Raw genomic sequence first — 24,810 nt, forward strand, 5'->3', positions numbered from 1 at the left:
GCGCAGCCCCCTATCGCACCTGGAGAGAAAAATGCTGATCGGCGTTCCCAAGGAAATAAAGAACCACGAATACCGCATCGGCCTTACCCCGGCCGGCGCCCGCGAACTGGTCGCCAACGGCCATAGCGTCATGATCCAGCGCGACGGCGGCAAGGCCATCGGCCTGACCGACGAAATGTACCTGCGCGCGGGCGCGGAGATCGTGGACAGCGCCGAGGAAATCTTCAAGCGCGCCGACATGATCATCAAGGTCAAGGAACCGCAGCCGGTGGAATGCGCCATGCTGCGTCCCGGCCAGGTGCTCTACACCTACCTGCATCTGGCGCCCGACCCGGAGCAGACCAAGGCACTGGTGAAATCCGGCGCCACCTGCATCGCCTACGAAACCGTCACCGACCGCAAGGGCGGCCTGCCGCTGCTGGCGCCGATGAGCGAAGTGGCAGGACGCATGTCGATCCAGGCCGGCGCGCATGCGCTGGAGAAAGCCCAGGGCGGCTCCGGCGTGCTGCTGGGCGGCGTACCGGGCGTGAAGCCGGCCGAAGTGCTGGTGATCGGCGGCGGTGTGGTCGGCATCAACGCCGCGCGCATGGCCATGGGCATGAATGCGCATGTGACCATCCTGGACCGTTCGCTGGACCGCCTGAAGTATCTCGACGAGATTTACGGCGACCGGCTGACCACGATCTACTCCACCCACGACGCGATCGAGGAACGCCTGCCAGACACCGACCTGGTGATCGGCGCGGTGCTGATCCCCGGCGCTGCGGCCCCGAAACTGATCGCGCGCTCGCAGTTGAAGCTGATGCGTCCGGGTTCGGTGCTGGTGGATGTGGCCATCGACCAGGGCGGCTGCTTCGAAACCAGCAAGGCCACTACCCATCAGAACCCGACCTACGAAGTGGACGGCATCGTTCACTACTGCGTCGCCAACATGCCCGGCGGCGTGGCCCGCACTTCTACCTTCGCCCTGACCAACGCCACCCTGCCCTTCGCCGTGCAGCTGGCCAACAAGGGCGCGCGCCAGGCGATGCTGGACGACGAGCATCTGCTCAACGGCCTCAACGTCCACGACGGCAAGATCACCTACAAGGCGGTCGCCGACGATCTTGGTTACGAATACGTGCCTTCGACCAAGGCGCTGGGTTGATTCGTTTTTGAACCCTTCTCCCGCTTGCGGGAGAAGGTGCCCGTAGGGCGGATGAGGGCGCTTGTGCCCTTGCCAAAGCTATCTTGGCCACCGTACAAATCAAAAGCGCCCTCACCCGCCCTACGGGCACCCTCTCCCGTAAACGGGAGAGGGGATCAAAGGCGCATCAGGCGCCAGCAGCGATGGATGCGTGGATTGCGCTCGAAATCCGGCGGGATCGTTTGCGCGGTGATGTCCTCGCATTGCGCGAACTCCGCCACCGCTTCGGCATCCAGCTTGAAACGCCGGAAGTTGTTGGAAAAGTACAGCACGCCTTCGGTCGTCAGGCGATCCACGCAGGCGCGCAGCAAACGCACGTGTTCGCGCTGGATGTCGAAGTCGTCGGCGCGCGCGGAGTTGGAGAAAGTCGGCGGGTCGCAGAAGATCACGTCGTAGCGGTTCTTCTCCGCCTCCAGCCAGCGCAAGGCGTCGGCCTGCACCAGACGATGCTGGGCGCCGGCAAAACCGTTCAATGACAGATTGGTTGCGCACCATTCCAGATAGGTGCCGGACAGATCCACGCTGGTGGTCGAATCCGCGCCGGCCACCGCCGCCTGCACCGAGGCCACGCCGGTGTAGCAGAACAGGTTGAGGAAACGCTTGCCCCGCGCTTCCATCGCCATGTGCCGGCGCAGCGGACGATGATCCAGGAACAGCCCGGTGTCCAGGTAATCGAACAGATTCACTTGCAGCAGCGCACCGCTCTCGCGCACCTGCAGCAGCTCGCCGCGTTGCTCGGATTTCCCCTGCCTCACATCAGCATACTTGCTGCCGCCCTTGCCGCGCTCGCGGGATTTCATCGCCACCTGTTCGGCAGGCACCGCGAACACCTCGCGTGCCGCAGCCAGCAGCTCGTTGCGGCGGCGGCGCACGTCGGCCTCGGGAATTTCTTCCGGCGCGGCGTATTCCTGCACGTGCAGGAACGTGCGCAGGCCGCCCTGCGCTTCCCGGTACACATCGATGGCCGCCGCGTATTCCGGCAGATCCGCATCGTAGACGCGGAAACAGCTCACTTCTTCGCGCGAGGTCCAGGATTTCAGCTTGCGCAGATTCTTGCGCAGGCGATTGGCGACCATCAACGCACCTTCGGAAAGCTCGCGTGGCGTACTGCTTTCCTGCTTGGGTGGGCCGACCGGATCGCAGACGATCAATGCGCATTCGATGGCGCCGTTGAAGATCTGGTATTTCTTGCTGGCGCGCAGGCCGGTTGCGTACGCCAATTCGGCATTTCCGCACAGCAGGCTGGCGCGCCATTGCGGCACGGTGCGCCTGAGCGCATCGCCTAGCTTGCGATAGAGCGCGTTGTCGGCCGCCAGCCGCTCGTCGTACGGCGGATTGCAGACCACGGTGCCGCGTTCGAACGGCGGCGCCTGCAGATCGCCCACCTCGCGCGTGCCGAACCAGATGTCGTCGGCCACTCCCGCCACTTCGGCGTTCTCGCGCGCGGCCCTTATCGCATGAGGATCCATGTCGCTGCCGAACATCGCCTGCTTCAGCGACGATCTGCCCTTCTCTTCGCGTTGCTTAGCTTCTTCGACCAGCCGCTGCCAGCCCTCGGCATCAAATCCGAGCCAGCGGCTCGGCAGGTTGCGTCCGTGCCGCTGCAATCCGGGGGCGACATCGGCCGCCATCAGTGCGCCTTCGATCAGCAGGGTGCCGCTTCCGCACATCGGATCGAGCAAGGCCCCGCCTTCGTGGTAGATCTTCGGCCAGCCGCCGCGCATCAGCACGGCGGCGGCCAGGTTCTCCTTCAAGGGAGCATCGTTCTGCACATTGCGCCAACCGCGACGATGCAGCGGCCCGCCGCCCAGGTCGATGGAGATCGTGGCCCGCCCCTTGCGCAGCGACAGGTTGATGCGCACGTCGGGGTGATCCACATCCACCGAAGGACGCTCCTGCCCCTGCGCACGCAGCGTATCGACCACCGCGTCCTTGACCCGCTGCGCGGCATAGCGCGCATGGGTGATGGCGTCGCCGGACACGTGCGCGTCCACCGACAGCGTGTGATCGGAGCGCAGGTGCTCCTGCCAGGGAATGGCCGCAACGCCGTCGTACAGCGCCAGCTCGTCCAAGCATTCGAATTCGGCGATCGGCCACAGCACGCGGCTGGCCAACCGCGACCACAGCATCGCGCGCTGGGCGTCCATCAACTCGCCTTCGGTATTGGCGCCGGAGACGGTGGCGGTGGCCTTTTCCACACCCAGCGACAACAGCTCGTCGACGAGCAGGTATTCCAAGCCTTTGCCGCAGGAAACGAAGAATTTCAAAGTCATTCCTAGATTTTATGAGTCGTCATCCCAGCGAAAGCTGGGATCCATCTTGATTTTGATTTTGATCTAGTCCTTGCAGTCGAAGCTTTTCGCAAAGATCAAAATGGATCCCAGCTTTCGCTGGGATGACGTTGTTTATTTGATCGATTGCAGCAGCTGCGCGAACGCTTCGGCAGAAGCTTCAACATGCTCGGACAATCGATGCGTATCGTTCACCAGCAACAAGCGCGCGCGGCGCGCATGCGCCCAGTCGGTTACTTGTTGCGCGGGAATCAGTTCATCGTCCCAGCCGTGGATGATCGAAGTCGGCACGGCGGCGGCGTCCAGGTTTTCCAGACGGCCCATCGTGGTCGGCGGCGCCATCAGGAACAGGCCCAGCACAGGAACTTCCAACGATACCCGCGCGGAGATGTAGGCGCCCAGGCTGGAACCGGCCAATACCAACGGCCCGCGCTGCGCCGCAGCGGCGGCCAACGCGAGCAGATGCGCCTGCCGCGCTTCCACATCGCCGAGTTCGCTGAGGTCGCGCCGCGCATCGAAACCGGTGTAGTCCGGACGCTCGTGGGTCCAGCCCAGGCGTTCGGCGGCGGCGGCGAGCGCGGTGACTTTGGTGGCGTCCGGGCCGCTTTCGAAACCGTGCGAAAGAATGCAGTGGCCCGGGCCGGCGGAGGATCGGCTCACAACGCAACCACTTCGTCGCCCACGCGGAAATTCCCGCCGGACACGATGCGCGCGCAAAGTCCGCCCATGCCGCGCATGGCGTTGTAACCGCCCGCGCCCAAGGCGGTTTCCATGCGCGAACACGGATCGCAGGACTCGGTACCTTCCAGCACCACCTCGCCGATGCGGAACCGGCGATCCTTCAACGCGATCAGCGGAATTCCGGACACCACCACGTTCCGCCGCAGCAAGGCAGGCTCGACGCCGCGCCCGGCCAGCGCCGCGATGGCCGGCAAGTGTTCGGCCTGGATCAGAGTGATCCCGCGCTTGCCGCTGCCGCCCTTGTAGCGGTCGCCGAGCAACCCGCCTTCGGCGATCGCTTCGACCGACTCGACCGCGTTCATCCACTCGTCGCGCGCCGGGCGCAGGCCTATCCATTGCACCGTGCCGACCTGCGGCAGGGTGGCCATGAGCTTGGCGAGTTCGGAATCGGGGTTGAGCGGCATCGGCGTATTCCTGCGGCGGACAGACTCCGCGCGAACCGCCAGTTTACTTGACCGCGCCTGCCCGGGCCGCGGCAGCGGATTCTGTCTCGCGGGCCGGGTGCTAGCATTCCGGGCATGCCCGCCGACCCGCCACCTGTGATCCTGTCGCCCCTGCCCTACGAACCGCTGCTGGACGAACGCCCACGCAACCGGATCGACCTGGTGGTGATCCATTGCACCGAACTGCCTGACCTGGACACCGCGCGCCGCTTCGGCGAACAGGTGCTGTACGACTCCGGCACCGGCAACAGCGGCCACTACTACATCGACCGCGACGGCAGCGTGCACCAGTACGTGGCGCTGGACCGCGTCGCCCACCATGTGCGCGGCTACAACCCCCGCGCCATCGGCATCGAACTGGTCAACACCGGCCGTTATCCGGACTGGCTGGCGACCGGCAGCCAGTCGATGCGAGAGGCTTACACAGAGCGGCAGATTGCCGCGCTGGCGGCCCTGCTGAACTCCCTGCAGCGGGAACTGCCTTCGTTGAAGTTCATCGCCGGCCATGAGGACCTGGATCCCCCCCAGGTTCCCGCCAGCGACGACGAAAAAGTCCTGGTGCACCGGAAGCTGGATCCGGGTCCGCTGTTTCCGTGGGATCGGGTAATGAAGGAAACGAAGCTCGAGCGCCTGCGACCCGCCCTGTAGGAGCGGGCCCTGCCCGCGACGGGCGTTGCCGGCGGAGCCCGGTCGCGGGCAGGGCCCGCTCCTACAGGGGCTTATCGCCGCCCCGGTATAATTTACGGAAATCGCATCCACCGGAATTCCCTTGTCCCCCAGCCCCGAACCCGTCGTCAGCGAACTGATCGAGCTGCTCTCGCTGGAGCGGCTGGAAGACAACCTGTTCCGCGGCCAGAGCCGCGATATCGGCACCAAGTACGTGTTCGGCGGCCAGGTGCTGGGCCAGGCGCTGTCCGCGGCGCAAGCGACAGTGGAAGACGGCGGGGGCCGCATGGCCCATTCGCTGCATGCCTACTTCCTGCGCGCCGGCGATGTGGACCATCCCATCGTCTACGACGTGGACCGTACCCGCGACGGCGGCAGCTTTTCGGTGCGCCGGGTGACCGCGATCCAGCACGGCAAGGTGATCTTCTTCTGCGCGGCTTCCTTCCAGGGCGAAGAGCCCGAAGCCCAGCAGCACCAGCTGTCGATGCCGGAAGTGCCACGGCCCGAAGACATCGAGCCGGCCCCGGCCGTTCCCGCCGAAGTGATGGCGACGCTGCCGCCCAAGGTGCAACGCTGGCTGTCGCGGCGCGGTCCGTTCGAGTTCCGCCACGTCTATCCGCGCGACGAACTCAACCCGCCCAAGCGGCCGCCGTTCCAGCAGGTCTGGTTCCGCCTCAGCGAACCGGTGGGCGACGCGCCGGAACTGCATCATGCCCTGCTCGCCTACGCCTCCGATTTCCAACTGCTGGGCACGGCCAACTATCCGCACGGCATCAGCTACTACCAGCCCAACGTGCAGATGGCTTCGCTGGACCACGCCCTGTGGTTCCATCGCCCGTTCCGCGCCGACGACTGGCTGCTGTATTCCATCGACAGCCCCAGCGCGCAGAACTCGCGTGGCCTGGCGCGCGGGCAGATCTTCACCCGCGACGGCAAGCTGGTGGCCAGCACCGCGCAGGAAGGGCTGATCCGCGTGGTGCCCGACAGCGGCGCCGCGGCGCTGGTCCCGGCCAAGGAGTAGCCATGCGCCAGGTCTTCACCAGTCTGCGGGTCGAAACCGTCGAAGGCGTAGCCAAACTGCTGGAAGAAGCCGGCATCGAGGTCTACCTGGCCAACGGGCGTTCCTACCACAGCAAGCGCGGCGGGCAGTTCAGCTATGCCGAGCCGATGAAACTCAAGCAGCAGCCCAGCGTCTGGGTGAAACGCGCCGAGGACCAGCCGCGTGCGCGCGAGATCCTGCGCGCAGCCGGACTGCTGGCGACTACGCGTCCGAGCCAGGGGGAACCGCTGGTTTTTGCGGGCACCGAGGCTGGCGACGAACCGACCAAGCGTCCGCTGGCCTGGCGTATCCGCATCGCTCTACTGATAGCAGTGGCGATCGCCGTGCTGGTGACGCTCACGCGCCATCGCGGCGCACAGGAAGCGTCTCAACCTGCTGCACAAGCTCCTGCACCAGCCCAGCCTGCCGTTGAGTCCGCGCCAGCGGAGGAAGACGAAACCATACGCGTGCAGATTCCGAATCAACCCGCCGATCCAGCCAAGAAGTAACCTGTGGGAGCGGCGTCCCGCCGCGAGCTTTTAGTGACTGCAAAGGGCAAGAGCTCGCGGCGGGACGCCGCTCCCACCTGGTGTCATTTCATTTGGTCACATCCGTGCTCTGGCGGCGTCGTGGTAAAGCCGATCCTATTGCGGAAACCCGTATGAACGCCGAAGCCCTCGATCTGATGCTGCAACGCGACCTGCCGGCCGCCGCGCGCGGCGACCAGACCGCCTATGGCCGCATCGTAGTGGCCTGCCAGAACACGGTGACCGCCATCGCCCTGGCCATCACCCGCGATGTGGCCGCCAGCGAGGACATCGCCCAGGAAGCGTTTCTGAAGGCATGGCAGCAGCTGGACCGGCTCAACAACTCCGCCAGCTTTCTGCCCTGGTTGCGCCAGATCACCCGCAATCTGGCGCGCGACCATCTGCGCGCCAACCGCAACCGGCCGCTGTCGGGCGAAGGCGCGGAGATCGCGATCCAGATGGCCGCCGACCCCTCGCCCACTCCCAGCGAGCGACTGTTGCAGACCGAGCAGGAAATCGTCGCCGCCGACCTCATTTCCAGCCTGCCCGAGGAAAGCCGCGAAACCTTGCTTCTCTATTACCGCGAGGGCCAGAGTTCGCAGCAGGTCGCTTCCTTGCTCGGGCTGAGCGATGCCGCAGTCCGCAAACGCCTGTCGCGCGCCCGCGGCAACGTTCGCGAAGAGATGCTCAAGCGCTTCGGCGAGTTCGCACGCGCCACCGCGCCGAGCGCCGCATTCGCGGTGGCGGTGAGCAGCGCGCTGATGGTGGCCGCGCCTGGCGCCAGCGCCGCCGCGCTCATCGGCGCCGGTGCGGTGGGTTCGGGCGCGGGGAAACTGGGAGCGGGCGGGCTCGGCGCATCTGCCATCAACGGCGGAGTCGCGCTCGGCGCATGGGGCACGATGTTCGGTGCGCAGCTGCACATCGTTCTGGCCGCGCTGGCGGGCGGCATGCTGGGCGGCTATCTGGGCGGCCTATGTCTGTTGCGCTTCGCCGATACCAGCGACGAACGCAGGCGGATACGCGGTTTTATTTTCATGAACACCGCGACGGCTGCGGTCTTCAGTATCGGCGTCTTGATACTGGTCGGCATCACCGACCACCGGCTGCCGATACTGATTTATGCGCTGGCCGGCATGGCGGTCATCAACTACCAGTGCCTGGTGCCGCTGCAGCGGATCATGAAGCCGCTGCTGGCGCGCGATAACGCACGGCGCGGGCGCACCGGCACCAACTGGGCCTACGAAAGCATGTATGGCCGCACCGGCGTGCTCATCGCCAACGTCTGCGTGGTCCTGGCCGTGGGCTGGGCATTGCTCAACTAAGAGCCGATGGCTCGGACGGCCTGTAACAAACGTAGGTCGGGGCTACGCCCCCGACGAGCAGTTGCGGAGAGAGCCAAACCCATGCCCTCACAGGCATGGGTTTTGCCACGAAGCGCAGGCCGGAATCAGTCGGCCGGCTGTTCCGGCGGCATCGGCCCGCGCGGGCCGCGGTGCTCCATGCGCTTGGACTTGGCCGCATCCAGTTCGGCGCGGGTGAGCTTGCCGTCCTTGTCGGTATCGGCCTTGGCGAACCATTCGTCGCTGCGTTGCTTGGCGCGGATCTCATGGTCGGCGCGGTCGATGAAACCGTCCTTGTTGGCGTCCATCTCATCGAAACGCGAAGCCAGCTTGCCTTCGCCGCCGGCCGCCTCGGTGCGGCTGATGCGGCCGTCCTTGTCGGTATCCAGCTTGGCCATCGCTTCGCGCCTGTCTTCGCCGCGCGGACCATGGCCGTCCCGGCCGTGTTGACGATCGCCACGGTGCGGCATTTCTTCCTTGCTCAGCTTGCCGTCCTTGTTCTTGTCCAGTTCGTCGAACTTGCCGGCCAGGCGCGGGTGCTTGGCGGCTTCAGCGCGGTCCACGCTGCCGTCGCCGTTGCTGTCGGGCTTGGCGCGGGGCGCCGTCTGCCCATCGGCCGCAGGAGCGTTGGAGGCGGGCGTGGTGGCGGCGAAAGCGGTGCCGGCCGCCAGCGCGGTCAGGACGGCGAGCGTGAGCAGAGTCTTGCGGGTCATGTGAATCTCCGGGAAGGCGTGGCGCGGTTCCGCCACTGCCAGGGTTAACGCCCGGGTCCCGGGCGCGTTGACCGCATCGCCTGCCTATTCATTTTGCGGACAGTCGCAGCCCACGCGATGCGCACCCCGCAGTATCCTGCCCCCATGAATCACACCCTCGCCCGCGCCGTCTCCCTCTCCGGACACCCGATGGTGGTGCTGCCGTCGGCGGCCATGGCCTTGACCGCCGCGCGCGGGCAATACCGCATCGCGTTGTGGATGGGGCTTGGATTCACCGCCTTCGCGGCGGCGGTGATGGCTTATTCGAACTGGCAAGTGCGGCGCGGGCGCTGGTCGCATGTGGATGCCAGCGGCAAAAGCGAACGCAGGTCGTTGAACCGTTTTCTGTTTGCCGCGTTGCTGGCGGCCGCCGCATGCGCGGCCTGGTCCGGCTTTTCCGCGGAACTCACCCTGGGCCTGTGCTTGTCTGCGGCGATGGTGGCGACCGCCATGCTGACCTCGCGCTGGTGCAAGCTCTCGCTGCACATGGCGTTCGCGGTATTCGCCGCGCTTCTGCTGATGGGCGCCTCTTTGTGGGTGGGCGTTGCCGCACTGTGCTTCGCGGGCGCGGTGGCTTGGTCGCGTCTGGTCTTGCGGCGCCACGTGCCGCGCGATCTCGTTGCCGGGACCGTCGCTGGCGCGTTCGCCGGAATCGTTTTTGCGTTGGCCGCCGTCGCCGGAGCGGGGTGAGCGATGGGCAACGATCCGCAACAACCCGCCGACGACCTGCGCCTGTTCCATACCGGCGAACACCCCTGCGGTTATTGGGAAGACCGGACCGCGCGCGATCTGGTCCTGGACCCACGCGATCCGCGTCTGGCTTCCTTCTATCCCGTTGCGCTGAGCTGGGGTTTCCGCCGCTCCGGCGATCTGGTCTACCGGCCGCATTGCGAAGGCTGTCGCGCCTGCGTAGCGGTGCGTATTCCGGTGATGGAATTCCGGCCCGACCGCAGCCAGCGGCGATGCGCGGCGCGCAATGCGGAAGTCGAAGCTCGCATCGTGCCCGCCGAACGTACCGACGAGCACCTGGCGCTGTATCGCCGCTACCTGGCCGCGCGCCATCGCGATGGCGGAATGGACGACCACGGCGCGGTGGAATTCGAACAATTCCTGGTGGGCAGCTGGTCGCAGGGCCGCTTCCTGGAACTGCGCGAACACGGCAAGCTCATCGCCGTGGCCGTCACCGACATCACTCCGGAAGCTTTTTCGGCCGTCTACACCTTCTTCGACCCCAATCTGGAAAAGCGCAGTCTGGGCACCCTGGCGATCCTGCGCCAGCTGGAGTGGGCGAAGCGCGAAGCGCGCCGCCATCTGTACCTGGGCTATTGGATCCAGGGCCATAGGAAAATGGACTACAAGCGCCGCTTCCAGCCCCTGGAAGCCTTCGACGGTCGCAACTGGAACAGGGCGCAGTTAACCGATTGACAACATGGCAAGCGGACCGTCGTGAGAGCATTGCACGCCCGCCGGGTCGGTAATGGCCTGTCCGAGGGGCAAGCGAGGCGGATGTCCTCGTCCATTCAACCTAAATCAGATGGAGCTTTGCATGAAATTGAATGCCCTTTTCCTGGCCGCTGCGGCCACCCTGGCGCTGGCCGCCTGCAAGCCCGCCGACAAGCCTGCCGATGCTGCTGCGCCGGCCGCCGATGCAACCGCTGCACCGGCTGCCGACACGACCGCCGCCGCACCTGCTGCCGATACCGTCAACGCCAGCACTGGCGTGCCGGAATGCGACGCCTACCTCGAGAAAGTCTATGCCTGCATCAGCGACAAGGTGCCGGAAGCCCAGCGCGACATGATGAAGCAGGGCATCGACCAGTCGAAGGCCAGCTGGTCCGCCGTCACCGACAAGACCGCGCTGGCCGCGCAGTGCAAGACCGCGTTGGAGCAGGCCAAGACCAGTTTCGGCGCGATGGGTTGCACGTTCTGAGTTCGACAGCGAGGGGCTGTGCCTCGTCGTTCGGCCCCTGAAGGCGCCCCGGGAAACCGGGGCGCTTTTTTTGTCGCCTCACCGACACGGGCGCATGTCAGAATCCGGCCATGCGCCTGATCCCGACCGCCCTGCTCATGCTCCCCGTCCTCACCGCCTGCGTGCACGTCAACGTGCATGGCGACCCTTCGGCTTACGCAACGGAGAAGAAAATCCGCGTCGCCACCTACAACACCTCGCTGTACTCGGATGAAACCGGCGGCTTGATCCGCGAGTTGGAAGGCGACAGCGCGCATGCGCGCAAGATCGCGGCGGTACTGCAACGGGTGCGGCCGGACCTGGTGCTGTTGAACGAATTCGATTACGACGATGCGCACCGCGCCGCCGATCTTTTCCAGCATCGCTACCTGGAGGTTGCGCAAGCCGGCGGCGGCGAAGCGCTGAAGTATCCCTACCGTTATCTGGCGCCGGTCAATACCGGCGTTCCCAGCGGCCTGGACCTGGATCGCAACGGGCAAGCCGGCGGCGAAGGCCGCAGTCGCGGCAACGATGCGTGGGGCTACGGGCTGCATCCGGGTCAATACGGCATGCTGGTGCTGTCGAAGTACCCGATAGACGCCGCTGCGGTGCGCACTTTCCAGAAATTGCGCTGGAGCGCGATGCCCGATGCGTTGCGTCCGATCGATCCTGCCTCGCGCGGTTACTTCTATCCGGACGATATCTGGAGCCAGTTGCGGCTGTCTTCCAAATCGCATTGGGACGTACCGGTGCGGACGCCGGGCGGCACGACCCATTTCCTGGTCTCGCACCCCACCCCACCGGTATTCGACGGCCCGGAAGACCGCAACGGCAAGCGCAATCACGATGAAATCCGGTTGTGGTCGGAATATATTTCGCCCGGCGACAAGCCCTGGCTGTGCGACGACGCGGGGCGTTGCGGGGGCTTGGCCGGCGACGCGCGTTTCGTGATCGCCGGCGATCTGAACAACGATCCTATCGACGGCGACGGTTCGCATGAAGCGATCCTCGAACTGCTAGAGCATCCGCGCGTGATGCGCCATGCCACCCCGCGAAGCGAGGGCGGCGCGGAGGTCGCGGCCGTCTACGCCGCGACAGGCATCGAGCATCGCGGATCGCCCGCGCATGTCACCGGAGATTTCGGCCCGAAAGCCGGCGCAATGCGGCTGGATTACGTTCTGCCGTCCACCGGCTTCGGCTTGATCGGAAGCGGAGTGTTCTGGCCACCGTCCGGCAGCGAAGAAGCCAGGATCGCCGACGGCAGCGACCATCATCTGGTGTGGGTCGATTTGTCGGTCGAATGAACGCGGCATCCGCAATGGCGTCATCCCAGCGGATGCCGGGATGACCAGTGCGTTGTTTCCCGGCCGTCAATAGCCCATGGCAGGCGTGGCCTTGCGCGGCCCGAAGCCGAAACTGCCGTCGCTATGGGCCGAAACGATCATGCGCACCATGCTGCCGGGCACCATCAGCTCGGTGACCGACGGCATGCCGTCGGCGGTCTGGGACTGCAGCGTCATTTCGATCAAAGCGCCGCCGGTGTCGATTTCCCTGCACAGCACATGCACGCCGGCCGGCCCTTCGGCCAGGTACGGCTTGATGGCCTCGCCCAGCGCTTCCAGCGCCTGCGGGAAGAAAAACACCGCGTAACCTTCGCCTCCGTTCATGACTGTGTTCCTTCGGGTTCGAGTTCGATGGAAATCGCTTCGCAAGCTTGCCGCGCGATCTGTCGTGCTGCGTCCAAGGTATCGGCGCGGGCCAAGGTCACGCCAACGCGGCGATGGCCCTGCACCCGTGGTTTGCCGAACAACCGCAGCGCGGTATCCGGCGTCTGCAGGGCGGCTTCGATGTTCGAGAACACCGGCACGCCGTCGCCGTGCGCCAGCATCGCACAGGAGGCGGACGCGCCGAGCTGGCGTATCGCAGGAATCGGCAAACCCAGGATCGCCCGCGCGTGCAGCGCGAATTCGCTCAGATCCTGCGAAACCAGCGTCACCAGGCCGGTATCGTGCGGGCGCGGCGACACTTCGCTGAACCACACTTCGTCGCCTTTCACGAACAGCTCCACGCCGAACAGACCCCAACCGCCCAGGTCGTCGGTGATCGTCTGCGCGATCCGCTGCGAACGCTGCAACGCCAGCGGCGACATCGGTTGCGGCTGCCAGCTTTCGCGGTAGTCGCCGTCCTTCTGCCAGTGCCCGATGGGATCACAGAACGAAGTGCCGCCTGCATGGCGCACGGTCAGCAGGGTGATTTCGTAATCGAAGTCGACGAAGCCTTCCACGATCACCCGGCCCGCACCGGCGCGGCCGCCGGTTTGCGCGTACTCCCAGGCCGCATCGATATCGGATTCAGTGCGCAAGGTGCTCTGGCCCTTGCCCGACGAGGACATCACCGGCTTGACCACGCACGGCAGGCCGATGGCGGCCACGGCCTCGCGGTAGTCGGCATGCGTGTCTACGAAACGGTACGGAGAGGTCGGCAGGCCCAGGGTTTCCGCAGCCAGCCTGCGGATGCCTTCGCGGTCCATGGTCAGGCGCGCTGCGCGTGCCGTGGGGACAATACGGATGGGAGCCGCGCGCAGGCCTTCTTCGGCTTCCAGCTCCACCAGGGTCTGGGTATGGATGGCCTCGATTTCCGGCACCACCAGGTGCGGTTTCTCCAGTGCGATCAGCGCGCGGAGCGCAGCGGGATCCAGCATGTCCAGCACATGCGAGCGGTGCGCCACCTGCATGGCCGGGGCGTCGGCGTAACGGTCGGCGGCAACGACCTCCACTCCGAAACGCTGCAGTTCCAATGCGACCTCCTTGCCCAGCTCACCCGATCCGAGCAGCAGAACGCGGGTGGCGTGCGGAGAAAGCGGGGTGCCGAGGGTGGTCATGCGGGGTTTCCGGACGGAGGGAAACTCATTTTAACGGCCCCCTCCTCCGGTCGTCGGCGGCTTGTTGACATTTGATATCACTTTGATATCTTCATTGCGAACCCCGAGGACACCGCCATGAAAGAAAATCCGCTCCGTTCGCTTCCCGGCATTCCCTTCCTGCTCGGCGTACTGGTCGTCGCCATCCTGGCAGTCTGGTTGTTCATCAAGGGCACCGGCCGTGGCGAAGCCCCGCCCGACCCGCTGCTGCTGATCGCCGGTCTGGTGACCGGCGTCGTGGCGTTCTTGAGTCTGATCGGCCTGTACACCGTGCAGCCCAACCAGGCGGCGGTGATCAGTCTGTTCGGCAAGTACATCGGCACGGTGAAGGACAACGGCCTGCGCTGGAACAACCCCTTCTATTCCACCAAGAAGGTCTCCCAGCGCGTGCGCAACTTCGAAAGCGGCAAGCTCAAGGTCAACGAGCTGGACGGCAGTCCCATCGAAATCGCCGCGGTGATCGTGTGGCAGGTGGTGGATTCGGCCGAGGCCGTCTACAACGTCGACGACTACGAAAGCTTCGTGCACATCCAGTCCGAGTCGGCCCTGCGCACCATGGCCACCAGCTATCCCTACGACCAGCACGAGGACGGCCAGCTCGCCCTGCGCAGCCATGCCGCCGAGGTTTCCAAGCATCTGCTGGACGAACTGCAGGACCGCCTGGCCGACGCCGGCGTGCAGGTGCTGGACGCGCGCATCAGCCACCTGGCCTATGCGCCCGAAATCGCCCAGGCCATGCTGCAGCGCCAGCAGGCCAACGCAGTGGTCGCCGCGCGTACCCGCATCGTGTTCGGCGCGGTCAGCATGGTGGAAATGGCCCTGGACGAACTGCAGAAGAAAGGCGTGGTCCAGCTGGACGAAGAGCGCAAGGCGCAAATGGTCAGCAACCTGCTGGTGGTGCTGTGCAGCGAGCGCGGGTCGCAGCCCATCGTCAACGCCGGCACGCTGTACTGAGCCGGCTGGCCGACCGGAACCTACTGTGGCGGAGAAAAAAGCCTACCCCCTGCGCATCAGCGCCGACGTATTGAACGCCGCGCAGCGTTGGGCCGACGACGACCTGCGTTCGTTGAACGCGCAGATCGAATACGTGCTGCGCGATGCGCTGCGCAAGGCCGGGCGGTTGCCTAAAGTCAGCGAAGACAAGAAGGAGACAAAGTGATGAGTACCCGCTGGAGCTATCACGTCGCCGAGATCAAGGTGCAGTTGTTCGGACGATCGGTGACCGAACGCGTACAGGAAGAGCTGACCCGGCTGGGGCAGCAGGGGTGGGAACTGGTGTCGACATCGCAGTCAGAAGCCGTGGACTCAGTCCGCCTGTTCCTGAAGAAGCCCGCATAGTTTTCAACCCAACGAAGGAGCGCACCATGCTGCACCTCATGCATCTTATCGAACGCCGCTTTCCCGGCAATGCGCGGGCGTTGCGGCTGGTCCTGGTTTCCGTTTCCGCCGCGCTGCTTGGCGTCGGCGCCTTGCTCGCCGTGCAGTGACCGCGACGGCAGCAACGTGAGCACGCGAGCGCTCGATCCACGCCTGCAACTGGTGCCGCCCGGCACCCGGCCCCGCCTGTGGATGTTCTGCTTGTGCGTGCCGCTTCCCGTTCTGGTCACTGTCGCCGCGCTGCTGGCGGTCAAGGGCGGCGACACGCATTGGGACTTCGCCGGCGGCGACCCGGTCATGGTCGGTGCGGCCATCGCCGGTACGGAAGCGCTCCTGATGTCGGCCGTCTGGGCGCTGCTGGACAGAGCCATGCATCGGCATCGGCTGGCGCTTTCGGCCGACTCTCTGGAAGTGAAGACCAGCTTCTACTCCCGGATCGTTCCGCTGTCGGAACTGAGGCTGGATGAAGCGCGCGTGATCGACCTGGACGAGCGCACGGAATTCAAACCGGGAGTGAAGACCAACGGTTATGCGGTGCCGGGCTTCCATAGCGGCCACTTCCGCCTGCGCAACCGCGAGAAAGCGTTCGTCGCCATCGCCGGAGAACGCCGCGCGCTATGGCTGCCCACCGCCCGCAACGCCGGCCTGCTGCTGCAGCCACAGCAACCCGACGCCCTGCTCGACCGTCTGCGCGAACTGGCGACAAACCCGCAGCGCCGCTAAGCTGGGCCGATGCGCGGCCTGCCCCGAATCCTGATAAATACCCCGGAAGTGGAACTCTGGCCTGCCGGCCTGCTGCGTGCGCGCAGCAATGCCGATGCGCGGACGCTGTCGCGGGCCGGGCATGTGCTGCGGCGCAAGCGCGACGGCCGCTACTTGGCGGCCGCGCTGCCGGAAGGCATGCTGCCGCTGTCGCCGCGCTGGGCGCACGAACCCGGCGTGGAAGCCGCGCTCGACGCGCTCGACGGCCTGCGCACCGATCGCGGTTTCGATATCGACGCCTCGGGCGAACTGCCGCTGGACCGGTTGATAGAGCGCCTGGACTATCTGGGCCTGGACGAAAGCTACGGCGAACAAGTCGGGCTTGAACTGGTCCCGGAACCCGCCGCCCTCGCCTTCGCGGGATTCGATCGCTACCGGCGGCCGCTCTGGTTGACCGCACGCGCGGCACGTGCGTGGGAAGCCATGCGGCGCAGCGCCAGCGGCTACGGGATCGTGCTCGAGGCCATTTCCGGCTATCGCAGCCACCACTACCAACTGGGCATCTTCGAACGCAAACTCGCGCGCGGACAGACGGTGGAACAGATCCTCACCGTGAACGCCGCGCCGGGCTACAGCGAGCACCACAGCGGCAATGCGCTGGATATCGGCGCTCCCGGCGAAGCGCCCGCGGAGGAATCGTTCGAGAACACGGCTGCGTTCGCTTGGCTGACAGCGAATGCCGAGGCTTTCGGTTTCCTCATGAGCTATCCACGCGACAATCCCCACGGCATCGTCTACGAACCCTGGCACTGGCACTACGCAAGGTAGGTCGGGGCTACGCCCCCGATACGCTTTTCATTCGACACCAATCCAGTCGGGGGCGTAGCCCCGACCTACGGAATCCATATGACCAATCTCGCCTCCTTGCAGAACCACCAGATCCGTCTGGCCAATCGTCCGGTCGGCATGACCACGCGCGAGAACTGGCAGTTCACCACCGAAGCGGTGACCGAACCGGCCGAGGGCGGCGTTCTGGTGAAGACGCTTTCGCTGTCGCTGGATCCTGCGATGCGCGGCTGGATGAACGAGGGCAAGTCGTACATCGCGCCGGTGGAAATCGGCGAGGTGATGCGCGCGGGCGGGATCGGCAAGGTGGTGGCTTCCAAGCACGAGAGCTTCGCGGTCGGCGATCTGGTGACCGGAGGCCTGGGCGTGCAGGAATACCGCCAGTTCGCGCCCGCCGAAATCAAGCGCCATGGCATCAGCAAGATCGACCTGCGCATGGGCACCATCACCCAATGGCTCAACGTGCTGGGCATGCCGGGCATGACCGGCTACTTCGGCCTGATGGATGTGGGGCAGCCCAAGGAAGGCGATGTGGTGGTGGTTTCGGGCGCTTCGGGCGCGGTGGGCCAGACCGTGGGTCAACTGGCCAGGATCAAGGGATGCCGCGTGGTCGGCATAGCCGGCGGCAAGGCCAAGTGCGACTTTGTGGTGAACGAAATGGGCTTCGACGCCTGCATCGACTACAAGAACGAAGACGTGCGCGCCGGCCTGAAGACGCATTGCCCCGACGGCATCGACATCTATTTCGACAACGTGGGCGGTGAGATCCTGGATCACGTATTGGCGCGCCTGCGTCGCAAGGCGCGCATCGTCATCTGCGGTGCGGTTTCCCAGTACAACAGCGCCACCGGCGTGCAGGGACCGAAGAACTACCTGTCGCTGCTGGTCAACCGCGCGCGCATGGAAGGCATCGTGGTGTTCGACTACGCCGACCGCTACCCGGTCGCCATCGCCGAACTTGCGGGTTACCTGAAGGACGGACGCATGAAATCGCGCGAAGACGTTGTGGTGGGACTGGAGACTTTCCCGGAATCGCTGGTGAAACTCTTCACCGGCGAGAACTTCGGCAAGCTGGTGCTGCAGGTCGCATCGGAATAGCGCGGAAAAATAAAATCAAGGAATGATTATGAGCGAAGGACAGTTGCCGGTACCGCAGACGGGAAGCCACTCAAGCACCGACCGCAAACGCGCGGCACGCATCTGCAGTGTCGCGTGCATAGCCGTGTTGCTATTGCTGTCCGCCGCCCTCGTTTATGCCCATGCCGGTGTGGGCTGCTACCTGGGCGTGATCCTGATGGCCGCTTCGGCGCTGCTCTTGGGCGGCTCGGCACTGGTTCTACTGGTGGTGTCCGTCTGGTTGCGGCCCGCGGAATTGTTTTGGCTAGGCATCGCCGGTTTGCCGACCGCATTCGCCACCGGGCTGGCGCTCCAACTTCTGCCCGCCGTGGTCTGCGGCTACCCCGGATAAGGAGGGCTTCCCAATGGACCATCTGGCTGCAATGCGCGCCTTCAAGCTGGTGGTGGAGACCGGCGGATTTTCCGCCGCCGCCGAGGTATTGGAGGTTTCCCACACCGTGGTCTCGCGCCAGATCAAGCAATTGGAGGAAGCACTCGGCACACAGTTGCTCAATCGCACTACACGGCGTCTGGCATTGACCCAGGCCGGTCAACTCTATTACCAGCGTACCGTCGAAATCCTGGAACAGCTTGAAGATGCGGCGCTTGCCGTCTCGCAACACCAAACCCATGCTGCAGGCACCTTGCGGATCAATGCGCCGATGGCGTTCGGCACCCTGGAATTGAGTCGTTGGCTGCCGCGTTTCATGGCCGCCTATCCCGACATCCGCGTGGATCTGGTCTGCGATGACCGTTTCGTCGATCTTATTGAGGGCGGTTTCGACGTCGGCCTGCGGGTGACGCGCACGCTGCCGGATTCCACCCTGGTAGCCAGGCGGTTGGCGACGTGTGAAATGGCACTGATCGCGTCCCCCTCCTATGTACAGCGATTCGGGGCGCCACAAACGCCAGGCGATCTCGTTCGCTACAACTACTTGACATATTCGCTCGCACTCAGATCGACAGACCTTGTGTTCCAAGGGCCTGAACAGGAATCCCATACCGTCACCGTCCGCGGCAACCTGCAAGCCAACACCGGCATAATCGTGACGGAAGCGGTTCTGGCTGGCCAAGGCATTACGGCTTCGGCGACATTCGTGATTCACGAGTCGTTGCGCCGCGGCGAATTGGTACGCCTGCTGCCGGAATATCGGCTTGAATCGCGCGAGCTATACGCCCTTTACCCGCAGAATCGGCATGTATCGCCCAAAGTGCGGGCATTCATCGATTTCGCTGCGGAGTACTACGCGGTACCACGCTGGGCTTGCTGAGCGAATCGCATCGCCAGATGTGTCCGTCGCGACGGACACACCAGGCAACGGCATGGCGAATGCTACAACTTCAAAGGCAGCGCAATGATCTCCTCGGTGGTCATCACGTCGCCGAACGTGTCCGCGATCCCCATCAACGCGCCACGATGCAGATCCCCGTGCTCGATCGCGCCAATACCTGGCGCGTCTATATTACGGGTGGCGCTGGCATCCGAGGACACGATCACCTCATAGCCCAAAGGCGCTGCGTCACGCGCCGCGCCAGCCACGCAGGCATGCGTCATCAAGCCGGAAACGATGAGCGTCTTGATCCCGGCTGCCCTCAACTGCGCGTCCAGATCGGTACTGGGGAACACGCTGACCGTATTCTTCCGCACTACTTTCTGGCCAGGCTGCGGCTGCAGCTCGGGATGGAACTTGACGGATTCACTGCCCTCGGCGAATAGCGGCGCGCCTGCCGGAAGGACATGCTGGACGTGAAAGACGGGGATTTTATTCCTGTCGGCAAAAGCCACCAGGCGCTTGGCATTCCTCAGAGCCTCCATACCATCAGGAATCGGCATTTTCCCGGTGAAGTATTCGTTCTGGAAATCAATCACGACCAACGCTGTCGAGTTCGGATTCAGCTCATTCGCGCGCGTGGCACCCGCCATCGTGCGGATCGTCGGACCATACTGTCCGGCTTGGGCCTGGCATGCGCTGAGCACACCCACCGCCGCTAGTATCAGTCCCTTGCTGTTGAATAGATTCATTGATGTTTCCCTAGGCTGTTCCAGCCGTTGCTCAAAACGAGAGCGCACGATACCGGCGCAGCGTCCCAGGATTAATGACCGCCGCGAAACAATATTTGTGCGTAAAACGTACAGATGGCCAACACCGATGGCAGTCGGCCCCGCGGCCGCTCCGTCAGGAGCAGGTCGGGCCACACCCGTACCTGGTACGGGCGCAGTGTCGGCCTCGCCTCGTGTTGAACCCTAGCCGAACAACATGGTTCGACAGGCTCACCAAGAGCGGGATAAGTCGGCAAGGTCACCACGGGCGGAACCCAATGCGTACACGCTTGTCCGGAGATTTCTTCTAATCCTGCGAACGCTTGGTCGGCGTCTTCGCCTCGGCACCGAAATCGGAGATGCGCCATAGGTACTGGCTGGCGTAGGTACGGTACGGACCCCAGCGTTCGCCGCGCGCCAGCAGTTCCTTCGGCGTCGGCATCGTTTCCAGTTTGTCCACGCGCTGGGCGCCCTTGCGGATGCCCAGATCGTCCACCGGCAGCACGTCGGGACGGCCCAGGCGGAACATCAGCATCATTTCCACGGTCCAGCGGCCAATCCCCCGCACCGGCACCAGGGCGGCGACGATATCGTCCTGATGCATCGTGGACATCTGCCGCAGAGTGGGGATTTCCCCATTGGCTTCGCGGGCCGCCAGATCGCGTAAAGCCAGGCTCTTGTTGCCGGAGACGCCGCACGCGCGCAAGGCGGCGTCATCGATGCGTCCCAGCGTGTCGAAATGCAGGCGGGTGCTGCCGATGGCCGCTTCCACGCGGCCCACGATGGTCGATGCCGCCTTGCCGCTGAGCTGCTGGTACAGGATCGCGCGGGCCAAGGCATCCACCGGGTCGAACGGCTTGCGCCAGCCCGGTTGCGGCTCCAGGTAGCCGATGCGCTTCATCCACGCGCCCAGCTTGCGGTCGCGCTTGCTCAGATGATCGAAGGCTTCCTCGGTATCGAAACCGCGGGCGTGGCGGGGCATGCGGGCGGGACTCAGCGGCGGACCGCGTCCAGCGCCCACAGCAGCCAGCCCAGCATCAGCCCTATGCCTCCCACCGGCGCCAGCTTGGCACCGATTTGCGCCAGCGCCGCCAAGGCCAGGCTGCCGGAAAACAGCAGCGTGCCTATCAGCAACAGATAGAGGCCCATGCGTCCCAACGACCGGGAGGTGCCGGCGGCAAGCGCGGCAAGCGCGATACCGTGGCCGAATGCGTACAACGCGGCGGTCTGCAGATTGGATTGCGCGTGCGCATCGGCCACCCCATGGGCGGCATAGGCGCCCAGCGCGACGGCGGACGCCGCGAACAGGGCGCCGGAAAAAGCGAGCAAGGAGGGTTTGCGTTGGCGACGGTCGTAATGCAACAAAGCAGCGGCCTCTTCAGGAAGCGGCGTCCTGGCCGATACGGCGGATACTCCGAAATGCAACGCGCCGCAAAAGCGGCGCGTCACCCCCAAACCGCGCGCGGACCCCGGTCCGCGCCGCGTTCATTGCTCTATCGCCTGATGTTGCCTGGCGCGCTCTACCGGTGTGTTCCTACCAGCATGCGCTCTTACTTGATCGCCCAATACACGTCGAACGCGCCATCGGCGGTGAACGCCTGATCCACGCCGCCCTTCCAGGATTCGTAAGGACGGTCTGCGACTTCGTAGCCATTGGTCATCGCCCAGGCGCGCAGCGAATTACGCACGGCGTCCAGTTCGGCCATGTAGCCCGTGTAATTGGCCGTAGCGGCCCTGTGCGCTTCGACATGCACGTATTCGACCGGCGTACCGGAAACCGAAACCTTCAACGGACCGGCCGAAGCGGCGGTAGCCGGCAGGGCGACCGGCGGCTCCTTGGCCTTGTCGCCGTTGGCCGGCTTCGGCGCCGCGCCGCTGCGCTTGCGTACCGGCTGGGCTACGTCGAAAGCGTACTTCTCGGTACCGAAATCGGTGGTGACGATGCGCACCGGACCGGCGGCCTCCAGGCCGTTGGATTCCATCACGCGCTTGATCCACTCCTGGTTGGCCTTGATCGACGCCTTGATGACTTCGTTGTTGCGGTCGATGTTGCCGGCCTTGACCACCAGCAGGTCTTCGGCGGGAAGCTCGACCACCTTGAGGCCAGTCAGCTTGGAGCCTTCGATGCGGTAGTCGAAATTGGGCACGGTGGCCAGCATGTTGGTCAGCTTGGACAAGCTGGCCTTGACCGAATCGCCTACGTGGCGGCTGACGTACATGCCGTTGAAACGGCCGAGCAGGTTCCAGCCGTAGTTGACGTCGTAAGTCTGGGTGACCTTCACGTTGCGGCCGTTCTTGCCGGCCGGCTCAAGAGTGAAGACGGTCTTCTTGTCGCCGCCGGGAGTGCGGTCTTCGATGGCGTAACCCACTTTGCCGCCGCCGGTGCCGGCCGGAGCCTCGCTCTCGGTGATTTCCCAATGGCCTTTGCCCCAGCGCTTGTCGGCCGAGTTGAAATCGACGCGCGCGCCGACGCCGGTGTGGCCTTCGCCGCCGCCGCTGTAGGTGAGCTCGGAAACCTTGCTGGGCATCAGCAGGTTCCAGTCCTTCAAGCGGCGGACGTTGTTGATGGTGTCGAACACGATGGTCATGCGTCGATTGGTCTCAGTGCTTTCCTCCAAGTGACGCTTGGAAGGCAGCACCAGGCCGACCACCAGGAACAGCGCAAGGACAAGCGCCAGTGCAATCAGGAACTCGAGCAAACGGGTCATTCAGCAGTCTCCGAGGGCCGATCCCTTGGCCGGTGAAATAGGTGCAGGGCGCATCCTAGCAGGCTTGGCGGATTCGGTCAGCCTGTCGGTGCGTCGGCGGGCGCTGCCGCGTTGCGGCGCAATGGAGTTTTCGCCCGCGGCAGGAAGCGGCTGAAACCGCAGGATCGGGGCCACTCTACCCCGCCCGGCCCGCTTTCCCGTTCAGACCAGCTGAAGTTCGAACGCCTTGAGCACGGCCCGGGTGCGATCGCGCACGCCCAGTTTGGACAGGATATTGGAGACGTGGTTCTTGATGGTGCCCTCGGCCACGCCCAGGGAATTGGCGATCTCCTTGTTGGAGAAGCCGCTGGCCATCAGGCGCAGGATTTCGGTTTCCCGGTCGGTCAGCGGATCGGGGCGATCCAGGCTGACGAACTCGTTGCGCATATGCTCCAGGCCGGACAGCAGACGCTGGGTCACCGCCGGCTGCACCAGCGAACCGCCCGAAGCCACGGTGCGGATCGCGCCCACCAGCTGCTCCAGCGAGACGTCCTTCAGCAGATAGCCCTTGGCCCCCGCCTTCAGCCCCGCCAGCACCAGCTGGTCGTCGTCGAAAGTGGTGAGGATGATCGCCGGCGGCAGCTGGTGCGCGGCGGCCAGCGCCTGCAAGGCCTCAAGCCCGGACATCACCGGCATGCGCATGTCCATCAGCACCACGTCCGGCTTGACCTGGGGGATCAATTCCACGGCCTGACGGCCGTCGGCGGCTTCGGCCACTACTTCGATGCCGTCGTCCAGCCCCAACAGGGAGCGGATGCCTTCCCTCACCAGCGTTTGGTCGTCGACCAGGCAGACACGGATCATGCGGTACCTCCGGTAAGGGGCTCTGGACGAAGTTCCAGGGCAAGGGGTTCTGTCGTCTCGACGGGAAGCCGCAGGCACAGGCGGAAACCGCCGCCCGCGCGGGATTCGATGGTCATGCTGCCGCCATGCTGGCGCAGGCGTTCGCGCATGCCGCGCAGGCCATTGCCGGCGATCACTACGTCCGCGCCCTGCCCGTCGTCGTGGGCGTCGATCACGATCTGGCCGCCGTCGCGCCGGCAATGGATCCAGAGATTGCCCGCGCCGGCATGGCGTACGGCATTGGTGATGATCTCCTGGGTGCAGCGCAACAGCACATGCGCCCGTTCGGCATCGTCCAGGGTCAGCGGCTCCTCGATATTCATGTGGATCGTCAACGCCGGCACCCGCTCGGTCAGCAGCAGCAGCGCGCCTCCCAGATCGATGGCGTCGCCCTCGCGCAACTGGCTGACCACCTCGCGCACGTCGGTCAGCAGCAGCTTGGCCAGGGTGTGGGCCTGTTTGACGTGCTCCAGTGCACGGCCTTCGGTCATATGGCCGGCGACTTCCAGATTCAGGCTGAGTGCGGTCAGGTGATGGCCCAGCAAGTCGTGCAATTCGCGGGAAATGCGGGTGCGTTCGTTCACCCGGGCGCTTTCGGCCAGCAGCATGCGGGTGGCGCGCAGCTCCGCGTTGAGCCTGCGCTGCTCGTCCCGCGCCTGCGCCTGCTGGCGCGCCACATAGGCGGTAACCAGCACGAAGGCGGAGAATCCGACGTAGAAAGTCGACTGGAACAGGGCTTCCCAGAAGCTGAAATCGTCGCGGGCCATGAACGAGGGCACCAGCGGGATATGGGCCAGCAGCAGCCACGCCACCGCCGCCCGCAGGCTGAGGATCCAGGGCAGCACCCCGGCCATGACCAACAGCAGCATCGCGCTCAGCCCGGTCTGGGTGAAATAGCCCACCGCCACCGCCGCGGTCGTCAGCACCATCAGCAGGACGAAATTGCCGCGGGTCGAGGCCAGCGTGTCCCGGGAACCCAGCGAACGGGTGGCCAGCCAGTAGCAGAGCCCGAAAGCCAGATAGGAAACCACGGTCATGGGCACGTTGATGCCCGACCCCGTGGTCTCGTCCACGCCTCGCGAAGGCGGCAGGAACCAAACGTTCAGGATGATCGGGATACCCACCAGCGCCCACGTGTACAGGCCGGCTGCACGCAGGAGACGGGTGTGGCTGAGTCGATTCAACATCCATCCATCTTAGGCCGATTGCCCGGCGCCCACCCTGACCGAAAGTCATGCATGGGATTCCACGGTCGCCCCGCGCCATGCCGCGCATGCGATAATCC

30 protein-coding genes are annotated in these 24,810 nt (G+C 65.0%); 18 read left to right on the forward strand and 12 right to left on the reverse strand.

Going from position 1 to position 24,810, the window contains the following annotated elements:
* Positions 1 to 31 precede the first annotated feature (31 nt).
* On the forward strand, positions 32 to 1,147 hold the full coding sequence (gene ald, locus CSC73_RS14010; RefSeq protein WP_163841283.1) for an alanine dehydrogenase: 1,116 nt from the start codon (positions 32 to 34) through the stop codon (positions 1,145 to 1,147).
* A 155-nt stretch (positions 1,148 to 1,302) separates the two neighbouring features.
* Here ald and rlmKL read toward each other — a convergent pair whose 3' ends face one another.
* From rlmKL to CSC73_RS14025, 3 genes are all read right to left on the reverse strand, one after another.
* Positions 1,303 to 3,453, reverse strand: coding sequence for a bifunctional 23S rRNA (guanine(2069)-N(7))-methyltransferase RlmK/23S rRNA (guanine(2445)-N(2))-methyltransferase RlmL (gene rlmKL / locus CSC73_RS14015; protein WP_163841447.1), 2,151 nt, complete (start codon positions 3,451 to 3,453; stop codon positions 1,303 to 1,305).
* A 138-nt stretch (positions 3,454 to 3,591) separates the two neighbouring features.
* Positions 3,592 to 4,137, reverse strand: a complete 546-nt coding sequence (locus CSC73_RS14020) for an alpha/beta fold hydrolase (protein ID WP_163841286.1) — start codon at positions 4,135 to 4,137, stop codon at positions 3,592 to 3,594.
* On the reverse strand, positions 4,134 to 4,622 hold the full coding sequence (locus CSC73_RS14025; protein WP_163841289.1) for an MOSC domain-containing protein: 489 nt from the start codon (positions 4,620 to 4,622) through the stop codon (positions 4,134 to 4,136). Before CSC73_RS14025 ends, CSC73_RS14020 begins: the two co-directional genes overlap by 4 nt.
* Before the next feature lie 114 nt (positions 4,623 to 4,736).
* Here CSC73_RS14025 and CSC73_RS14030 point away from each other — a divergent pair, with 114 nt between their 5' ends.
* From CSC73_RS14030 to CSC73_RS14045, 4 genes are all read left to right on the forward strand, one after another.
* Positions 4,737 to 5,309 (forward strand): N-acetylmuramoyl-L-alanine amidase, encoded by a 573-nt coding sequence (locus CSC73_RS14030; protein WP_163841292.1) that lies wholly within the window; start codon positions 4,737 to 4,739, stop codon positions 5,307 to 5,309.
* A gap of 121 nt (positions 5,310 to 5,430) precedes the next feature.
* Entirely contained in the window at positions 5,431 to 6,348 is a 918-nt protein-coding gene (gene tesB, locus CSC73_RS14035; protein WP_163841296.1) for an acyl-CoA thioesterase II, read from the forward strand.
* 2 nt (positions 6,349 to 6,350) lie between these two features.
* Positions 6,351 to 6,875 (forward strand): putative signal transducing protein, encoded by a 525-nt coding sequence (locus CSC73_RS14040; protein ID WP_163841298.1) that lies wholly within the window; start codon positions 6,351 to 6,353, stop codon positions 6,873 to 6,875.
* Positions 6,876 to 7,027: 152 nt separating this feature from the next.
* Positions 7,028 to 8,215 carry an RNA polymerase sigma factor gene (locus tag CSC73_RS14045; protein ID WP_163841300.1) on the forward strand — a complete coding sequence of 396 codons (1,188 nt, stop codon included), beginning with the start codon at positions 7,028 to 7,030 and terminating at the stop codon, positions 8,213 to 8,215.
* Between the two features lie 125 nt (positions 8,216 to 8,340).
* Here the strand turns inward: CSC73_RS14045 and CSC73_RS14050 are convergent, their stop codons facing one another.
* Positions 8,341 to 8,946, reverse strand: coding sequence for an EF-hand domain-containing protein (locus CSC73_RS14050; RefSeq protein WP_163841303.1), 606 nt, complete (start codon positions 8,944 to 8,946; stop codon positions 8,341 to 8,343).
* A gap of 144 nt (positions 8,947 to 9,090) precedes the next feature.
* Here CSC73_RS14050 and CSC73_RS14055 point away from each other — a divergent pair, with 144 nt between their 5' ends.
* The 4 genes from CSC73_RS14055 (at position 9,091) to CSC73_RS14070 (ending at position 12,237) form a co-directional block, all read left to right on the forward strand.
* Complete coding sequence (locus tag CSC73_RS14055) at positions 9,091 to 9,675, forward strand: phosphatase PAP2 family protein (RefSeq protein ID WP_163841304.1); 585 nt, start codon at positions 9,091 to 9,093, stop codon at positions 9,673 to 9,675.
* Positions 9,676 to 9,678: 3 nt separating this feature from the next.
* A complete protein-coding gene (locus tag CSC73_RS14060) occupies positions 9,679 to 10,410 on the forward strand; it encodes an arginyltransferase (RefSeq protein ID WP_163841305.1) in 732 nt (243 codons plus the stop codon).
* A 121-nt stretch (positions 10,411 to 10,531) separates the two neighbouring features.
* Positions 10,532 to 10,915, forward strand: a complete 384-nt coding sequence (locus CSC73_RS14065; RefSeq protein ID WP_163841306.1) for a DUF5339 domain-containing protein — start codon at positions 10,532 to 10,534, stop codon at positions 10,913 to 10,915.
* A gap of 110 nt (positions 10,916 to 11,025) precedes the next feature.
* On the forward strand, positions 11,026 to 12,237 hold the full coding sequence (locus CSC73_RS14070) for an endonuclease/exonuclease/phosphatase family protein (protein ID WP_163841307.1): 1,212 nt from the start codon (positions 11,026 to 11,028) through the stop codon (positions 12,235 to 12,237).
* A 66-nt stretch (positions 12,238 to 12,303) separates the two neighbouring features.
* On the opposite strand, the gene CSC73_RS14075 is transcribed toward CSC73_RS14070, so the two are convergent.
* A complete protein-coding gene (locus CSC73_RS14075; protein ID WP_163841309.1) occupies positions 12,304 to 12,600 on the reverse strand; it encodes a hypothetical protein in 297 nt (98 codons plus the stop codon).
* On the reverse strand, positions 12,597 to 13,814 hold the full coding sequence (gene purT, locus CSC73_RS14080; RefSeq protein WP_163841311.1) for a formate-dependent phosphoribosylglycinamide formyltransferase: 1,218 nt from the start codon (positions 13,812 to 13,814) through the stop codon (positions 12,597 to 12,599). Before purT ends, CSC73_RS14075 begins: the two co-directional genes overlap by 4 nt.
* Positions 13,815 to 13,931: 117 nt before the next feature.
* Here purT and CSC73_RS14085 point away from each other — a divergent pair, with 117 nt between their 5' ends.
* The 9 genes from CSC73_RS14085 to CSC73_RS14120 all read left to right on the forward strand — a co-directional run bounded on the left by CSC73_RS14085 (position 13,932) and on the right by CSC73_RS14120 (position 19,165).
* Positions 13,932 to 14,807, forward strand: a complete 876-nt coding sequence (locus tag CSC73_RS14085) for an SPFH domain-containing protein (protein WP_163841312.1) — start codon at positions 13,932 to 13,934, stop codon at positions 14,805 to 14,807.
* A 25-nt stretch (positions 14,808 to 14,832) separates the two neighbouring features.
* On the forward strand, positions 14,833 to 15,012 hold the full coding sequence (locus tag CSC73_RS14090) for a type II toxin-antitoxin system antitoxin (protein ID WP_093279625.1): 180 nt from the start codon (positions 14,833 to 14,835) through the stop codon (positions 15,010 to 15,012).
* Positions 15,012 to 15,191, forward strand: a complete 180-nt coding sequence (locus CSC73_RS14095; RefSeq protein ID WP_163841316.1) for a DUF4177 domain-containing protein — start codon at positions 15,012 to 15,014, stop codon at positions 15,189 to 15,191. The genes CSC73_RS14090 and CSC73_RS14095 overlap by 1 nt, the downstream gene beginning before the upstream one ends.
* A 26-nt stretch (positions 15,192 to 15,217) precedes the next feature.
* Entirely contained in the window at positions 15,218 to 15,340 is a 123-nt protein-coding gene (locus tag CSC73_RS18575; RefSeq protein WP_281352920.1) for a hypothetical protein, read from the forward strand.
* Between the two features lie 16 nt (positions 15,341 to 15,356).
* Entirely contained in the window at positions 15,357 to 15,953 is a 597-nt protein-coding gene (locus CSC73_RS14100) for a PH domain-containing protein (RefSeq protein WP_163841320.1), read from the forward strand.
* Positions 15,954 to 15,962: 9 nt separating this feature from the next.
* Positions 15,963 to 16,760 (forward strand): M15 family metallopeptidase, encoded by a 798-nt coding sequence (locus CSC73_RS14105; RefSeq protein ID WP_163841325.1) that lies wholly within the window; start codon positions 15,963 to 15,965, stop codon positions 16,758 to 16,760.
* Positions 16,761 to 16,838: 78 nt separating this feature from the next.
* Positions 16,839 to 17,876, forward strand: a complete 1,038-nt coding sequence (locus tag CSC73_RS14110; RefSeq protein WP_163841328.1) for an NADP-dependent oxidoreductase — start codon at positions 16,839 to 16,841, stop codon at positions 17,874 to 17,876.
* A gap of 28 nt (positions 17,877 to 17,904) precedes the next feature.
* Complete coding sequence (locus tag CSC73_RS14115) at positions 17,905 to 18,246, forward strand: hypothetical protein (RefSeq protein ID WP_163841331.1); 342 nt, start codon at positions 17,905 to 17,907, stop codon at positions 18,244 to 18,246.
* Positions 18,247 to 18,259: 13 nt separating this feature from the next.
* Complete coding sequence (locus tag CSC73_RS14120; RefSeq protein ID WP_163841332.1) at positions 18,260 to 19,165, forward strand: LysR family transcriptional regulator; 906 nt, start codon at positions 18,260 to 18,262, stop codon at positions 19,163 to 19,165.
* Between the two features lie 62 nt (positions 19,166 to 19,227).
* Here CSC73_RS14120 and CSC73_RS14125 read toward each other — a convergent pair whose 3' ends face one another.
* From CSC73_RS14125 to CSC73_RS14150, 6 genes are all read right to left on the reverse strand, one after another.
* Positions 19,228 to 19,917 (reverse strand): cysteine hydrolase family protein, encoded by a 690-nt coding sequence (locus CSC73_RS14125; protein WP_163841334.1) that lies wholly within the window; start codon positions 19,915 to 19,917, stop codon positions 19,228 to 19,230.
* A gap of 325 nt (positions 19,918 to 20,242) precedes the next feature.
* Complete coding sequence (locus CSC73_RS14130) at positions 20,243 to 20,917, reverse strand: DNA-3-methyladenine glycosylase family protein (protein WP_163841335.1); 675 nt, start codon at positions 20,915 to 20,917, stop codon at positions 20,243 to 20,245.
* 11 nt (positions 20,918 to 20,928) lie between these two features.
* On the reverse strand, positions 20,929 to 21,300 hold the full coding sequence (locus CSC73_RS14135) for a DUF423 domain-containing protein (protein WP_163841449.1): 372 nt from the start codon (positions 21,298 to 21,300) through the stop codon (positions 20,929 to 20,931).
* Between the two features lie 185 nt (positions 21,301 to 21,485).
* Positions 21,486 to 22,643, reverse strand: coding sequence for a polyketide cyclase (locus CSC73_RS14140; RefSeq protein WP_163841336.1), 1,158 nt, complete (start codon positions 22,641 to 22,643; stop codon positions 21,486 to 21,488).
* Between the two features lie 201 nt (positions 22,644 to 22,844).
* Positions 22,845 to 23,486, reverse strand: coding sequence for a response regulator (locus CSC73_RS14145; protein ID WP_163841337.1), 642 nt, complete (start codon positions 23,484 to 23,486; stop codon positions 22,845 to 22,847).
* Positions 23,483 to 24,712 (reverse strand): sensor histidine kinase, encoded by a 1,230-nt coding sequence (locus CSC73_RS14150; RefSeq protein WP_163841339.1) that lies wholly within the window; start codon positions 24,710 to 24,712, stop codon positions 23,483 to 23,485. The genes CSC73_RS14145 and CSC73_RS14150 overlap by 4 nt, the downstream gene beginning before the upstream one ends.
* Positions 24,713 to 24,810 lie beyond the last annotated feature (98 nt).

It is taken from the genome of Pseudoxanthomonas sacheonensis (genome assembly GCF_010093305.1).
Lineage (GTDB): Bacteria > Pseudomonadota > Gammaproteobacteria > Xanthomonadales > Xanthomonadaceae > Pseudoxanthomonas_A > Pseudoxanthomonas_A sacheonensis.